The organism is Shimia sp. FJ5, from assembly GCF_032918335.1.
In the GTDB taxonomy this organism is placed as follows: Bacteria; Pseudomonadota; Alphaproteobacteria; order Rhodobacterales; family Rhodobacteraceae; genus Shimia; species Shimia aestuarii_A.
Genome location: NZ_JAWJUV010000001.1, coordinates 78,200 through 91,945, shown reverse-complemented (window position 1 = coordinate 91,945; position 13,746 = coordinate 78,200). Strand labels below are relative to the sequence as shown.

Below are 13,746 nucleotides of genomic sequence, written 5' to 3'. Positions count from 1 at the left end.
TCCTTATGCTCATCAGCACCTTTTCACGCCCGCGCCCATTCGCTAAGGGAAAGACATGACGCGCCTGTCCGACATCTACGCCGCCAAGGTGGCCTCCGGCGAACTGCACGCCGACGACGCGCAGGAAGCAATCCTGCCCGAGTTCGACCGCATCCGCGAAGCTGTTGAAACACCTGTGAAAAAAGGCTGGTTCCGCAAGGCCAAGCCGGAACCAGTCAAGGGGCTCTACCTCTGGGGCGGCGTCGGGCGCGGCAAGTCGATGATGATGGATCTCTTCGTAGAGTCGCTAAGCGTGCCGGTCCGCCGGGTGCATTTTCATGCCTTCATGCAGGAAATCCATACCGGCATGCACGAGGCCCGCCAACGTGGCGTCGAAGACGCGCTCGCCCCTGTCGCCGAGGCCGTCGCCGAGAGCGTCCGCGTCCTCGCCTTTGACGAAATGCAGATCACCGACATCACCGACGCCATGATTGTCGGGCGCTTGTTCGAATTCCTCTTTGATGCAGGCGTGGTCGTGGTCACCACTTCGAACCGCATCCCCGATGATCTCTACAAGGACGGCCTCAACCGCCAGCTTTTCTTACCCTTCATCGACCTCATCAAGGAACGCCTGACGGTCTGGGAAATGGCCTCGCCGCGCGATTACCGCCAGAACCGCCTGCAAGGAAATCAGGTCTATTTCGTCCAAGCCAACCGCGAGGCCCGCGCCGATATCGATGCGATCTGGAAAGACCTGACGGGCGGCGAAGCCGAACCGCTTGCATTGACCGTGAAGGGCCGCGCGGTGACCATCCCTGCCTATCGTAACGGCATTGGACGTGCGCGGTTCTATGATCTCTGCGGCGCAATGCTTGGCCCCGGCGACTATCTCGCCATTGCCGACGCTGTGAAGGTTCTCATCCTCGAAAATATCCCAACCCTGTCGCGTTCGAATTTCAACGAGGCCAAGCGTTTCGTGACATTGATCGACGCGCTGTATGAGGCGAAGGTGCGGCTGATCTGTTCCGCGGCGGCAGAACCGGAGATGCTCTATCTCGAAGGCGAAGGCACGTTTGAATTCGAACGCACGGCAAGCCGCCTGCGCGAGATGCAGGACGAGAATTGGGGGAGTGACGAAGGCTAAGGCCCGACCTGCACGCGCCATTTACCTTTTCTTGACGATGCCCCCCTAGAACGGTGAGCATCCCACCAAACGCGGAAAGGGGACGCCGAAGCATCCCCTTTAACCTGCCTGCCTGTCCCGTAAGCCTGCGATGGCGTCCTGTTTTGGTGCTTAGTGATTCGCAAGGATCGCCGAAAACTGATTCGACTATAGGCGCGGTGATTCGCACCCGTCAACCGGGTGATTCGCAAAAACCGAATCGCTTACCCGTTTTCCTGTAGCACCCGCCCCGCAAGGTAGAGCGATCCACAGATCAAAACCCGCGCGCCCGGTGACTCTGCCGCAATCGCTTTGAGAGCCTCCAGAACGCTCTCTGCCGTTGTTGCCTTCATGCCCACAGCCGTCGCTGCCTCCGCGGTCTCTTCTGCCGGAAGCGTGTTCGCCTCGCCCGGAACCGACACCGCCGTGAGGCTCGCCGCCTCGGCCGCCAGCGGCGCAAGATAGCCCTTGATGTCTTTGGTGTTGAGCATCCCGCAGATGAGATGCGTCGGGCGTGTCGGCAAACCCGCGAGCACTTTGCCAAGCGCCTGCCCCGCCGCCGCGTTGTGCCCGCCGTCGAGCCACAACTCGATCTCCGGCGCAGCCTCGACCAAGGGCCCTTTGCGCAGCCGCTGCATTCGCGCGGGCCACTCCCCTCCGGTCATCGCCGCTTCGCAAGCCGCCTCATCCGCGCCGCGATGGCGCAGCGCCGCAATCGCCGCGCCTGCGTTTTGCACCTGGTGCGCCCCGAGAAGGGCTGGCAAAGGCAGGTCGAGTAACCCGGTCTCATCCTGATAAACAAGCCGCCCACGTTCCTCCCAGACATGCCACTGCTGCCCATAGGCAATCAACGGTGCCCCAAGACGCGCTGCCGTGGCTTCGATCACATCCATCGCCTCGTCCGGCTGGGGGCCAACCACACAAGGCACGCCGCGCTTGATGATCCCAGCCTTCTCGCCCGCGATCTTGGCAAGCGTGTCACCAAGGAATTGCTCATGGTCGATCGAGATCGGCGTGATGATGGTGAGTGCCGGGTCCGAGATCACGTTGGTCGCATCCAAGCGCCCGCCAAGCCCGACCTCGAGAAGCGTGTAATCCGCCGGCACCCGCGAAAACGCCAGCAGCGCCGCCGCGGTGGTGATCTCGAAATAGGTGATATTCTCGCCGCCATTCTTGGCATAGCACTCGTCAAGAACCTCGGTGAGGTGTCCCTCGTCGATCAAATCCCCGGCAAGGCGAATTCGCTCATGAAACCGCGCCAGATGCGGCGAGGTATAGGCATGAACCGATTGCCCCATCGCCTCAAGCCCCGCGCGGATCATCGCCTGCGTCGATCCCTTGCCATTGGTCCCGGCGATATGGATCACCGGCGGTAGGCGCTCCTCTGGGTGCTCCAACGCCTCGAGCAATCGCCACATCCGGTCAAGCGTCAGGTCGATAATCTTGGGATGCAACGCCATCATGCGCGCAAGGATGGCGTCGGAGGTCTGGTTGGTCTCGGTCATGGGAAGGGTCCGCGAATTGCTGTCGCGCCGCTCATAAAGCAAAGGGGCCCGCGATCAAACACCGCAAGCCCCCTTTCATCCCATAAAAGCGACAGGCTTACCCCTCTTTCGCGGGCGCCTCGTCTTTCGCAACATCTTCCGGTTTCGGCGCAGGCAGGTCGCCCTTGACCGCCGGCGGCAGGCCAAGAAGCATCCGCGTGATGGTAATCAACTCGTCCCGCATCTCGCCGCGCGGCGTCACCCGATCAAGCATCCCGTGATCGAGAAGGTATTCCGCGCGCTGAAACCCCTCTGGGAGCTTCTCGCGGATGGTCTGTTCAATAACCCGCGGCCCGGCAAAACAAATAAGGGCGTTCGGCTCGGCAATCTGCACATCGCCCAGCATCGCATAGGACGCCGTGACGCCGCCCGTGGTCGGGTGGGTCAACACGACGATATAAGGCAGCCCCGCTTCCTTGAGCATCTGTACCGCGACGGTCGTGCGCGGCATCTGCATGAGCGACAGGATACCTTCCTGCATCCGCGCGCCGCCAGCGGCCGAGAAAAGAACCAACGGGCGCTTGAGCTTCACTGCGCGCTCGGCGGCGGCAATGATCGCGTTGCCGACATACATCCCCATCGAACCGCCCATGAACGAAAAGTCCTGACAGGCGGCGACAATCGGTGTGCGCCCGATTTCGCCCTCGGCAACAAGCATCGCTTCCTTCTCGCCGGTGTTCTTCTGCGCCGCTTTCATGCGGTCGGGATATTTTTTCTGATCCCGGAAATGCAACGGATCAGCGAGCGGCGCAGGCACATCGACCTCGGTAAAGATGCCGCCGTCGAAAAGCGCGGAGAACCGATCACGCGGTGTGATCGCCATGTGATGCCCGCAATGGGTGCAGACATTGAGGTTCGCGGAAAGCTCGCGGTGAAAGAGCATCGTGCCGCATTCGTCGCATTTGGACCAAAGGTTGTCCGGCGTTTCGCGGCGCGAAAAGATCGAGTTGATCCGAGGGCGGACGTAGTTGGTGATCCAGTTCATGCGCGCAATCCTTCATGCCATGGAGCGGTTTCTGTCAGATAAGACCCTGCGTCAGGAAATGCAATCAACGCCGTATTGCAACACGTGCCACAAGCCAGCCGCACAGGATCACCAGACCCTCAAGCGGCAAGATGGCCCGTAGGGCCTCGGTATCCTCCGGGCCAAAGGGATAAACGTAGAGCGCGAGCCCGTCCCAGTGATCGCGCATCGCAGAGAACATCATCGCGCTGACATTGTTGAGAAAATGCAGCGCCAGCGCGGGGCCAAGGTTCCCCGCCCGCGCCGTCAGGTCCGCCGCCGCAAGCCCGAAAAGACCTGACCACGCCGCAAGCCAGATTGCGTTCTCGCCATAGGTCGACGGTTCGTAGTGCAGCGCACCGAAGAGGATCGAGGGAATCACCATCCAAGCAATTGGCGACGAAAACCGCGCCGCAATCTGGCTCTGGAGATACCCCCGGAACAGGAGTTCCTCGGTCCCGATCTGGATAAAGATCAGGAGGAGCGACAGCGGCAGGAGCCGCACCCACGCCCCGAACGCCATGTTCCCGACCGGCTCTGCGCCGCCTGGCGAGGGAATGAGGAACACCACGAAGAAAAGCAGAAGCGCGAGCCGCCCGACCCTTGTGAAATCCCGCAGGACAAGCCCGAGCGGCCCCGTCAGCGCCGCAAGATTACGACCGTTCAGGAGCCGCGCCGCCAGCACCACCACGATCAAAAGCGGCACAAAATTCCCCAACATCGCCCAAATGGCCCGCGCAGAACTACCATCGCGCAGTTCGATCCGCAGGGCATTCCACGCGGGAAGGCTCGCAAGTGTTTGGAAATAAGCAATATTGAGGGCAAGAAAGCCAAGCACAATCAGGACGATAGCAGCCACGAGACGCCAAAGCTCCGCCGTGGGGCGGGCCGAGGCGACAAGCGCTTCATGTGGGCGATAGGCAGACATGCTAACGGCATTGCCCGTTTTGCCGACCTCTGGCAAGAGGAGGTGCAGCGGATTGTCGGAACAGCTGATAAAATGATGAAAATCGGTCGCAATTCATCATTGTGAGTTTGTTTCGCTCCAACCAATCCGATACAAAATGAACAATACCGCAGCAGCATTGTTTCTCAGGGTGAAACAAAAATGGGACGGTCGGAGCAGTTGAGAGATGAGTAAGAACGGTGTTGGGGTCCTGCAAAGCATTTATCAACGCGCCGTGTCGCGCTATTGGGCGCGGAGCGCACGGTTGGCCGCCAAGACCGATCTCAGCACCCTGCGCAAGCAACGCGCCCGCGCCCGGACCTTGCGCCACTACCTCGACACCCTGATTGCGATCTCAGAGAGCCGACTCGCCCTGCCGATGATCGGCTCGAACGCCTTTCCAGTACCGCATGGCACCGAATGGTCCTGGCGGCCCGAGGCTTGGCGCGAGCCGCTACCGATCAAGGGGCGCTCCTCCGTCGGCAACCGCGAGATGCTCGGCGACGAAGTTACGCTATTCCACGATTGTCGGCTTTCCGAACTGACCCTGCGCCAGCTTCGTAATCACCGCGAAGCCGATCTTGCGCCTTTCGGGCTGCGCATGGACGTGTTCCGTTTCGACGGTTCTTTCCTTTCGCTGGCCATCGACCTGCCGCCAGAAGCCGTGCAGGGCCTAACGCGCAACCACCTCATCCGCCTCGACACCAATGTCGAGATGGAAAAACCGCTCGAGATATTCGCCCGCCTCAACATCAAGCACGGCCCGAACACAGAACAGATCGTGCGCGAACTACCTCTCGACGCCGAGGAAATCTCGGTCGAGTTCGATCTCGCCTACTCCAAACTGAACGAAAAACGGGTCGAACGCGCCTGGCTTGACCTGATCTTCGAAGGACCGGAGATGAACGAGGTGATCTTGCGCGATCTGACCTTCTCCCGACGGCCCCGCGCCGAACTCTGACCCTTTCAGGAGAGCCGACCATGAGTGACTGGACGCTGACCAAAACCCGCCTGTCTCAAGGTGTCTGGGAAGGGGCATTGACGCGCGATGCCGACTCTGGCCCGGCGCCAGAGATCCGTGCAACGCACCTCAACGAAACTGTGACCGGGGTCGAACTCAAGGAAGACGTCGCTCACGGTCGTTGGGTGCTGCGCATTCCGATCCCGACCGAGGCAATCGCCGACGGGGTGCAGACCATCCTAGTTCACGACAAGCAAACAGGTGATCTGCTAGACAACATCACACTGATCGCTGGCGAAGCTCTGGCGGGTGACATTCGCGCCGAGATGACGCTCCTGCGCGCAGAACTCGACATGCTCAAACGCGCCTTTCGCCGCCACTGCGTCGAGACGATGTAAACCCAGATCAGTAATGCGCGGTATATCCGCCATCCACGGCCAAGACCTGCCCTGTGACATAGCTTGCGGCCGGTGACGCCAAGAAAAGGATCGCCGGGGCAAGCTCTTCCGGATCGCCCCATCTCCCAAGCGATGTGGCCGCCTCAAGCCGCGCCTGAATGGCGGGATTCTTCGCGGCCTCCCGGTTCGGTTCTGTCAGAAAGAACCCCGGTGCGATTGCATTGACGTTGATACCCTGCGGACCAAGCTCAGCCGCAAGCGCGCGGGTCAAACCGTTGATCCCCGCCTTTGCGGTCGTATAGGCAGCATCGCCAGCCTGCGCGATGATCCCCGCAATGGAGGAAATATTCACGATCCGCCCGCCCGGCCCCATCATCGCCGCGGCCTTCTGACAGATCATGAAGGGCGACACGAGGTCCACATCGAGCAACCGATGAACGTCTTCCAGGCTGAACTCCTGAAGGGCCCGACGGTCCCGCATCCCGACGTTGTTGACGAGGATATCAAGACCGCCCTCCTCAGCGATCTCGGCAAAAGCGGCTGCAACCGCCGCCGCGTCCGATACATCAAAAGGCAGTGCTTTGGCCTTACCTCCCGCTTCTACGATCTCCTGAGCCGCGCGCGCCGTCGTGCCTCTGTCGCGCCCGTTGATCCAGACCATCGCACCCGCCTCGGCCAAGAGACGCGCCGCAGCAAAACCAAGCCCGCTATTCGAACCGGTCACAAGCGCCTTGCGCCCTGCGAGAGAAAACACACCGTAGTGGGCCATGAAATGCTCCTGTCTGAACCGATTTCATACTGCCAAGGACGCCCGGTGCCTACAAACCCAAAAGCGTCCTGCCGCAACGACACGACGGGCTGACGCGGCGTTTTGGGGTGACAAGCCACGGGGCTTCGGGTCTCCTGCGAGGCAACATATTCAGGGAGGCACCCATGACAGAGTATCCGCATCTGTTGGCACCGCTTGATCTTGGCTTTACCACGCTCAAGAACCGCGTGCTCATGGGCTCGATGCATACCGGGCTCGAAGAAACCAAGGGCTGGAACCGCGTCGCCGAGTTCTACGCCGAGCGCGCGCGCGGCCAGGTCGGCCTGATCGTCACCGGCGGCATGGCACCCAACCGCGAAGGCGGCGTCTTTCCCGGCGCGGCGGGCCTTTTCTCCGACGAGGACATCGCCAACCACAAGATTGTGACGGATCGCGTCCACGCCGCGGGCGGCAAGATCGCAATGCAGATTCTCCACGCGGGCCGCTATGCCTATAGCCCCGAATGTGTGTCCTCCTCCGCCGTGAAATCGCCGATCTCCCCTTTCCCGCCAAAGGAACTCGACGAAGACGGGATCGAAAAACAGATCGCGGATTTCGTCACCGCCACGACCCGCGCCCGCGAAGCCGGATATGACGGGGTCGAGATCATGGGCTCTGAGGGGTACTTCCTGAACCAGTTCCTCGTCACCCACGTCAACAAGCGCACCGATCGTTGGGGCGGCTCCTATGAGAACCGCATGCGCCTTCCGGTCGAAGTCGTGCGCCGTTGTCGCGAAGCAGTGGGCGAGGACTTCATCATCATTTATCGCTTGTCGATGATCGACCTCATACCCAATGGATCGACCCACGCAGAAGTCGTGCAACTCGCCAAGGCCATCGAGGAGGCCGGCGCAACGATCCTCAATACCGGCATCGGCTGGCACGAGGCGCGCATCCCCACCATCGCCACCTCCGTCCCCCGCCGCGCCTTTGCATGGGTCACGAAAAAACTTATGGGCAAGGTCTCGATCCCGGTCATCACCTCGAACCGGATCAACATGCCGGACGTGGCCGAGGAGGTTCTGGCCGAAGGTTGCGCCGATATGGTGTCGATGGCACGCCCGTTCCTTGCAGATGCCGATTTCGTCGCCAAGGCCGCATCCGGCAAAGCCGATCAAATCGCGCCCTGTATCGGCTGCAATCAGGCCTGCCTTGATCATACTTTCTCGGGCAAGCTAACGACTTGTCTTGTCAATCCGCGCGCCTGTCACGAGACCGACCTCGAAATCACAAAGACGGATCACCCCAAGACCATCGCCGTGGTCGGCGCCGGCCCCGCAGGACTCTCCGCCGCCATCACCGCCGCCCAGCGCGGCCATGACGTGACGCTGTTCGATAAGGCAAACACCATCGGCGGCCAGCTCAACATCGCAAAACAAATCCCCGGCAAGGAAGAGTTCTGGGGGCTGGTTGATTGGTATGAAACCATGGTGGCCGAGTCTGGCGTGACCCTGCGCCTAGGCGAGGAAGCGACATCTGAAACACTGATGAATTTCGACGAGGTCGTGATCGCAACCGGGATCATCCCGCGCGACCCCGGCATTCCCGGGCAGGATCGCGCCAACGTGCTCTCCTATGTCGATGTGCTGCACGACAAGAAACCTGTCGGGAAGAAAGTCGCCGTCATCGGCGCAGGCGGCATCGGGTTCGACGTATCGGAGTTCCTTGTCCACGAAGGCGAGAGCCTGACCGAGAACCTTCCTGAGTGGATGGTCGAATGGGGCGTTGGTGACCCGGAAGAGGTCCGCGGCGGTCTCGCCCCCGCAGGTCCGCAACCGCACGCGCCCGCGCGTCAAGTCTATCTCATGCAGCGCAAAGCAAAGGCCCTTGGCAAAGGGCTTGGCAAGACGACGGGCTGGATCCATCGCGCCGCGCTCAAGATGAAGAATGTCGAGATGATCGGCGGCGTTAACTACGAGAAGATCGACGACGCGGGCCTGCATATTTCCTTCGGCGAGGCCCGTGAGAACCCACGTGTCTTGGATGTCGATACCGTGGTGATCTGCGCCGGGCAACTTTCCGAACGTTCCCTCGCCGACGCGCTCGAGGAAAAAGGCGTGACCGCGCATGTCATCGGTGGCGCGGATGTCGCGGCCGAGCTGGACGCCAAGCGTGCGATCAATCAGGGTACCCGGCTCGCCGCCACGCTCTAGGTGGCATTTACCATTCGCTAACCATGTCCCGTTAACACTCATTAAGCGTGTGAACGGGGAGTGAAACATGGTGGCTCGCGCCTATACCGTTGCCTTCGAAGGGGTCGATGCGCACCCCGTCGAGGTGCAATGCGCCGTCTCCAACGGGTTGCCGGCTTTCTCCATCGTTGGTTTGCCCGACAAGGCCGTCTCAGAGGCACGTGACCGCGTGCGCGCGGCGCTCAACGCTATGGCCATCGCACTGCCCTCAAAAAGGATCACGATCAACCTCTCCCCCGCCGATCTGCCCAAGGAAGGAAGCCATTTCGACCTCCCCGTTGCTGTGGCCCTCCTCGCCGCGCTCAACATCATCCCCGAGGATGCCGCCGAGAGCTGTGTCGCGCTTGGGGAATTGTCGCTCGACGGTTCACTTGTTCCAGTGACCGGGGCACTCCCTGCCGCGATGTCCGCTGCCGAAACAGGGCGCAGCTTGCTCTGTCCAGAACCCTCCGGTCCAGAAGCCGCATGGGTCGGAGCGGCACAGGTCATCGCCGCGCGTTCCCTCGCAGACGTGGTGCGCCACTACACAGGTCAATCACCCCTCCCCCCATCTGAGCCAGGCGAGGTATCGACCGACCCGCTCTCAATCGACATGCGCGACGTGAAGGGGCAGGAACGCGCCAAGCGCGCGCTCGAGATCGCCGCCGCCGGGCGGCATCATTTCTTCATGGTCGGCAGTCCCGGTTCTGGGAAATCCATGCTCGCCGCACGCTTGCCCACGATCCTCCCCCCCCTGACCCCGGCAGAGGCGCTTGAAACCTCGATGATCCATTCCATTGCCGGGCTTCTCGACGCGGGCGGCATCTCGCGCCAGCGGCCCTTCCGGGAGCCACATCACACCGCGTCGATGGCGGCGATCGTCGGCGGTGGTCGCCGCGCAAGCCCCGGCGAGATCAGCCTCGCGCATAACGGCGTCTTGTTCATGGATGAGTTCCCGGAATACTCCCGCTCGGTCCTCGAGACCTTGCGCCAACCCATCGAGACCGGCTCCGTCATGGTCGCCCGCGCCAATGCTCATGTCTCCTACCCGTGTCGGTTCATGCTGGTCGCAGCAGCCAATCCCTGCCGCTGTGGCGAGATGTTCGACCCCAACAAGGCCTGTTCGCGCGCGCCGGTGTGCGGCGAGGACTACCTCGGGCGCATTTCCGGCCCCCTGATGGACCGCTTCGATCTCCGCCTCGAAGTGCCCCCGGTCAGCTTTCAGGACCTCGATCTCCCCGCCAGCGGTGAAACGTCCGCGAGCATCGCCGCCCGGGTCGCCGCCGCCCGCGAGACGCAGGCGGCACGCTATGAAGACATCCCCGGCACCCGCGCCAATGCCGATATTCACGGCGCCCTACTAGAGGAAATCACCGCACCGGATAGCGACGGGCGCGCCTTTCTCAACAGCGTCGCAGAGAAGATGGGGCTTTCGGCACGCGGCTATCATCGTATCTTACGAGTCGCGCGCACTATCGCCGATCTTGATGACGCGGACCAAATCAAGCGTCCACATATCGCCGAAGCCGTCAGCTTCCGGCTTCTGTCTGCCAAAGAGAATTGATCCACTCAGCCACGCGTTCGACCGTCTCCCGCGCCTCCGGGATCAATCCTTGGAAGAGCGGCCAAGCATGGGGAGCCTCTGCATGCACCTCAAGCGTAACATGTGCCCCGTCTTCGTTGAGCCGCTCGACCATGCGCAGCGTATCATCGCGCAGGATTTCGCGTTGTGAGACTGTCAGGTAGATTGGTGGCGCACCCTGCATATCGGCGAAGAGCGGTGAGGCGCGCGGGTCTCGTGGATCTTGCCCAGCGAGATAGTATTCGGCACAGACAAACGCCCGTTCCGCAGGCAAGAGCACATCGCACCCCGCGTTCTCGCGAATGCTCGGCGCGGTAAAGCTGAGATCGGTCAGCGGCGACAAGGCGAACACCCCGACTGGCAAGTCTTCACCTTCGGCGATGAGTTGCCCCAACAAAGCGAGCGCCAATCCACCCCCGGCACTATCTCCACCAATGACGATCTGATCGGATCGATAGCCAGAATCGCGCAACAGATCATAGGCAAGGCGCGCATCGTCGATCGCGGCGGGAAAAGGATTTTCCGGGGCGAGGCGATAGCTCGGCATACAGGCCGTAACGCCCGAATAGCGCGACAAGTGGGCGACCAGTGCGCCATGGGTGTGCGGCGAGCCAAAAACATAGGCCCCGCCATGGAAGTAGAGGATTGCGTGATCGTCCGCCGCTCCTGGCCCGGTCACCCAGTGTAGATCAAGCCCCTGCGCCGCTTCATTGCGCCAGGTCGCCCCGCGTGGCCCATGCAGCCAGACCCGCGCCTTCCAATCCAAGGCCCGCCGAAGCGATGTCGGATCCGGCGCTCGTGCCAAAAGCGGTTTCTCGAAGAACCGCATTTGCGCATTTAGGAGAGCGAGGCGGAGGCTCATCCGATGCGCGCCTCGATTGCCTCCCAGATCTTTTCGGCAATATTCACCCCATCGAAGCGCTCAAGCTCTTGGATGCCCGTGGGCGAGGTGACGTTGATCTCGGTGAGGTAGTCGCCGATCACGTCGATCCCGACGAAGACTTGCCCCTTTTCGCGCAGAAGCGGGCCTATCGCGGCGCAAATCTCCATGTCGCGTTCGGTGAGGCCGATTTTCTCGGGGCGCCCGCCCACATGCATGTTCGAGCGCGTCTCTCCTGCGGCGGGTACACGGTTGATTGCGCCGACCGGTTCGCCATCAACAAGGATCACGCGCTTGTCGCCATTGCTCACATCCGGCAGGAATTTCTGCACAATAAGTGGCTCGCGACTGAAGCCGGTGAACAACTCGTGCAGCGAGGTCAGGTTGCGGTCATTGGCATCGAGCCGGAAAACACCCGCGCCACCATTGCCGTAAAGCGGCTTCAGGATCACATCGCCATGGCGCTCTTTGAAGGCCTTGATCGTGTCGAGGTCGCGGGCAATCGTCGTTGGTGGGGTGAGGTCTGGAAAATCCAGCACGAGGAGTTTCTCGGGATAGTTTCGAACCCAGAAAGGATCATTCACCACAAGCACCTTGTCTTTGAGACGATCAAGAAGATGCGTCGACGTGATATAGTGCATATCGAACGGCGGATCCTGACGGAGCCAGATAACGTCGAAGTCGGCGAGGTTTACGTGGGTCTCGGGACCGAGGTCAACGTGATTGCCCACCTCGCGCCGCACCACCATGCTTTGGCCGCGAGCGGTGATCTCGCCCTCTTCATAGGCGAGCATGTCCGGGGAATAAAAGAACAGCTCGTGCCCCCGCGCTTGCGCTTCTTCGGCAAGGCGGAAAGAGCTGTCGGCGTTGATGTCGACAGACGTGATCGGGTCCATCTGAAAGGCGATTTTCATGGGCGTTCCTCTGCGCTGCTTGCTCCTTAAATGGCGCATGCCCTCCGCCCTTGCAATGCCTTGTCAGAACGCGCTCTCGAGAATTCGGGTTTCCCCTGTCGCATTGACCAATGCGACATCAAAACGGCAGGGCGTCAATTCGCCCTTTGGCTCACCTGCGAGAAAGTGCGCAGCCCCTGCATGAATGCGCGCGATCTGCCGCTCTGTGACACGGGCTGCCGCGCGTTCGAAATCAGGGGCTTGCTTTACTTCAACAAAGACAACTCCATCCCCATCGCGCAGGATCAGGTCAATCTCGCCACCCCCTTTGCGCCAACGACGTGCCGCAACGGTCAGACCCTGGCGCAGATAGAGGCGCTCCACGCTCTCTTCGGCCGCCGCACCCGCATGCCATGCGCGCCGTCCACGCTCAGCTTTGCGCATGGTTCTCTCTTCGGCCTCCGTCATGGGCGGCCTCCTTTCGTCATTCTTCAGACGAAAGCTTGAGCGCCAACTGGTAAATCTTTCGTTTATGCACGTTATAGGCCTTCGCCACGCTTTCCGCCGCATCCCGAACGGACATGCTCTCCAACGCTTGACGCACCGCGGCCTCGAGATCGGCCTCGCCGTGTTCTTCCGTGCCCTGCCGATCAATGAGAACCACGATTTCACCGCGCAAAGCGTCGGTGCCGATATCCTCTGCAAGGCTCTGCAACGTGCCACGCCGCACTTCCTCGAACTTCTTGGTCAACTCGCGACAGACCACCGCCACACGTTCTCCGCCAAGAACCTTCGCCGCATCCCGAAGCATCGCGCCGACGCGTTTCGGCGATTCGTAGAACACGAGCGTACCCGGCACCGCCTTCACGGCCTCAAGCGCGCTCTGCCGCGCGCCTTTGGCATTCGGGAGAAACCCCGCGAAAAAGAACGCGTCCGTTGGCAAACCCGCAAGCGTCAAGGCAGTGATGATCGCCGAAGGTCCGGGGGCCGAGGTGACGTTGTGCCCCGCGTCCATCGCTTCACGCGCCAGATGGTAGCCCGGATCGGCAATCAGCGGAGTCCCAGCCTCGGATCCATAAGCTACAGAGTTCCCCTCTTCGAGAAGCTTGAGCAGTTTTGCCCGCCCTTTTGCGCCGGAATGGTCATGGTAAGAGATCAGCGGACGATCGCCGAGCCGCACCCCGTGAATCTCAAGAAGCCGACGCATTGATCGCGTGTCTTCCGCAGCGATGACATCAGCGGAGGCAAGAATATCGAGCGCCCGCAAGGTGATGTCTCGCGCCGTCCCGATGGGCGTGGCAACGAAGTAGAGCCCGGGCTCCAATCTGCGAATTTCGTGATTCAAAGCTGGACCCATCTTCTGTGTTCTCTATGATTTGCCCAAACCGGGCCAGCGCGTTATACGCCAGCCTGACGCCG

Annotated in this window: 13 protein-coding genes; 5 read left to right on the top strand and 8 right to left on the bottom strand. The window is 61.4% G+C overall.

The genetic code is table 11. From position 1 onward, the window contains the following. Positions 1–55 precede the first annotated feature (55 nt). Positions 56–1,123 (top strand): cell division protein ZapE, encoded by a 1,068-nt coding sequence (zapE, locus tag R1W01_RS00520; protein ID WP_317275007.1) that lies wholly within the window; start codon positions 56–58, stop codon positions 1,121–1,123. A gap of 242 nt (positions 1,124–1,365) precedes the next feature. Here zapE and R1W01_RS00515 read toward each other — a convergent pair whose 3' ends face one another. The 3 genes from R1W01_RS00515 to R1W01_RS00505 all read right to left on the bottom strand — a co-directional run bounded on the left by R1W01_RS00515 (position 1,366) and on the right by R1W01_RS00505 (position 4,616). Beyond that, entirely contained in the window at positions 1,366–2,646 is a 1,281-nt protein-coding gene (locus R1W01_RS00515; protein ID WP_297756530.1) for a bifunctional folylpolyglutamate synthase/dihydrofolate synthase, read from the bottom strand. 97 nt (positions 2,647–2,743) lie between these two features. Beyond that, entirely contained in the window at positions 2,744–3,670 is a 927-nt protein-coding gene (gene accD / locus R1W01_RS00510) for an acetyl-CoA carboxylase, carboxyltransferase subunit beta (protein WP_243611462.1), read from the bottom strand. A 64-nt stretch (positions 3,671–3,734) separates the two neighbouring features. Beyond that, complete coding sequence (locus R1W01_RS00505; protein ID WP_297756531.1) at positions 3,735–4,616, bottom strand: CPBP family intramembrane glutamic endopeptidase; 882 nt, start codon at positions 4,614–4,616, stop codon at positions 3,735–3,737. Positions 4,617–4,821: 205 nt separating this feature from the next. On the opposite strand from R1W01_RS00505, the gene R1W01_RS00500 reads away from it, so the two are divergent. Beyond that, entirely contained in the window at positions 4,822–5,595 is a 774-nt protein-coding gene (locus R1W01_RS00500) for a DUF6478 family protein (RefSeq protein ID WP_317275006.1), read from the top strand. 20 nt (positions 5,596–5,615) lie between these two features. Further along, a complete protein-coding gene (locus tag R1W01_RS00495) occupies positions 5,616–5,993 on the top strand; it encodes a hypothetical protein (RefSeq protein ID WP_243611465.1) in 378 nt (125 codons plus the stop codon). Positions 5,994–6,000: 7 nt separating this feature from the next. On the opposite strand, the gene R1W01_RS00490 is transcribed toward R1W01_RS00495, so the two are convergent. After that, the gene (locus R1W01_RS00490) at positions 6,001–6,762 is read right to left on the bottom strand and encodes an SDR family oxidoreductase (protein WP_297756533.1); all 762 of its coding nucleotides are present in this window, start codon (positions 6,760–6,762) and stop codon (positions 6,001–6,003) included. Positions 6,763–6,926: 164 nt separating this feature from the next. On the opposite strand from R1W01_RS00490, the gene R1W01_RS00485 reads away from it, so the two are divergent. Together R1W01_RS00485 and R1W01_RS00480 are read left to right on the top strand one after the other, a co-directional pair. Next, entirely contained in the window at positions 6,927–8,954 is a 2,028-nt protein-coding gene (locus R1W01_RS00485; protein ID WP_297756534.1) for an NADPH-dependent 2,4-dienoyl-CoA reductase, read from the top strand. Between the two features lie 67 nt (positions 8,955–9,021). Further along, complete coding sequence (locus tag R1W01_RS00480; protein ID WP_317275005.1) at positions 9,022–10,536, top strand: YifB family Mg chelatase-like AAA ATPase; 1,515 nt, start codon at positions 9,022–9,024, stop codon at positions 10,534–10,536. On the opposite strand, the gene R1W01_RS00475 is transcribed toward R1W01_RS00480, so the two are convergent. From R1W01_RS00475 to rsmI, 4 genes are all read right to left on the bottom strand, one after another. Further along, positions 10,502–11,416: an alpha/beta hydrolase gene (locus R1W01_RS00475; protein WP_317275004.1), complete on the bottom strand. Its 915-nt coding sequence runs from the start codon at positions 11,414–11,416 to the stop codon at positions 10,502–10,504. The two genes, R1W01_RS00480 and R1W01_RS00475, sit on opposite strands and share 35 nt — an antisense overlap. After that, on the bottom strand, positions 11,413–12,348 hold the full coding sequence (gene gshB, locus R1W01_RS00470) for a glutathione synthase (RefSeq protein WP_243611470.1): 936 nt from the start codon (positions 12,346–12,348) through the stop codon (positions 11,413–11,415). Before gshB ends, R1W01_RS00475 begins: the two co-directional genes overlap by 4 nt. Positions 12,349–12,411: 63 nt before the next feature. Next, on the bottom strand, positions 12,412–12,795 hold the full coding sequence (locus R1W01_RS00465; RefSeq protein ID WP_297756537.1) for a YraN family protein: 384 nt from the start codon (positions 12,793–12,795) through the stop codon (positions 12,412–12,414). 16 nt (positions 12,796–12,811) lie between these two features. After that, positions 12,812–13,672, bottom strand: coding sequence for a 16S rRNA (cytidine(1402)-2'-O)-methyltransferase (rsmI, locus tag R1W01_RS00460; protein WP_297756584.1), 861 nt, complete (start codon positions 13,670–13,672; stop codon positions 12,812–12,814). Between the last annotated feature and the right edge of the window lie 74 nt (positions 13,673–13,746).

Coding starts and splice junctions, on each gene's coding strand:
- accD (WP_243611462.1), bottom strand. CDS start 3,670: ATGAACTGGATCACCAACTACGTCCGCCCTCGGATCAACTCGATCTTT.
- R1W01_RS00480 (WP_317275005.1), top strand. CDS start 9,022: ATGGTGGCTCGCGCCTATACCGTTGCCTTCGAAGGGGTCGATGCGCAC.
- R1W01_RS00475 (WP_317275004.1), bottom strand. CDS start 11,416: ATGAGCCTCCGCCTCGCTCTCCTAAATGCGCAAATGCGGTTCTTCGAG.
- R1W01_RS00500 (WP_317275006.1), top strand. CDS start 4,822: ATGAGTAAGAACGGTGTTGGGGTCCTGCAAAGCATTTATCAACGCGCC.
- R1W01_RS00485 (WP_297756534.1), top strand. CDS start 6,927: ATGACAGAGTATCCGCATCTGTTGGCACCGCTTGATCTTGGCTTTACC.
- zapE (WP_317275007.1), top strand. CDS start 56: ATGACGCGCCTGTCCGACATCTACGCCGCCAAGGTGGCCTCCGGCGAA.
- R1W01_RS00515 (WP_297756530.1), bottom strand. CDS start 2,646: ATGACCGAGACCAACCAGACCTCCGACGCCATCCTTGCGCGCATGATG.
- R1W01_RS00465 (WP_297756537.1), bottom strand. CDS start 12,795: ATGACGGAGGCCGAAGAGAGAACCATGCGCAAAGCTGAGCGTGGACGG.
- R1W01_RS00495 (WP_243611465.1), top strand. CDS start 5,616: ATGAGTGACTGGACGCTGACCAAAACCCGCCTGTCTCAAGGTGTCTGG.
- R1W01_RS00490 (WP_297756533.1), bottom strand. CDS start 6,762: ATGGCCCACTACGGTGTGTTTTCTCTCGCAGGGCGCAAGGCGCTTGTG.
- gshB (WP_243611470.1), bottom strand. CDS start 12,348: ATGAAAATCGCCTTTCAGATGGACCCGATCACGTCTGTCGACATCAAC.
- R1W01_RS00505 (WP_297756531.1), bottom strand. CDS start 4,616: ATGTCTGCCTATCGCCCACATGAAGCGCTTGTCGCCTCGGCCCGCCCC.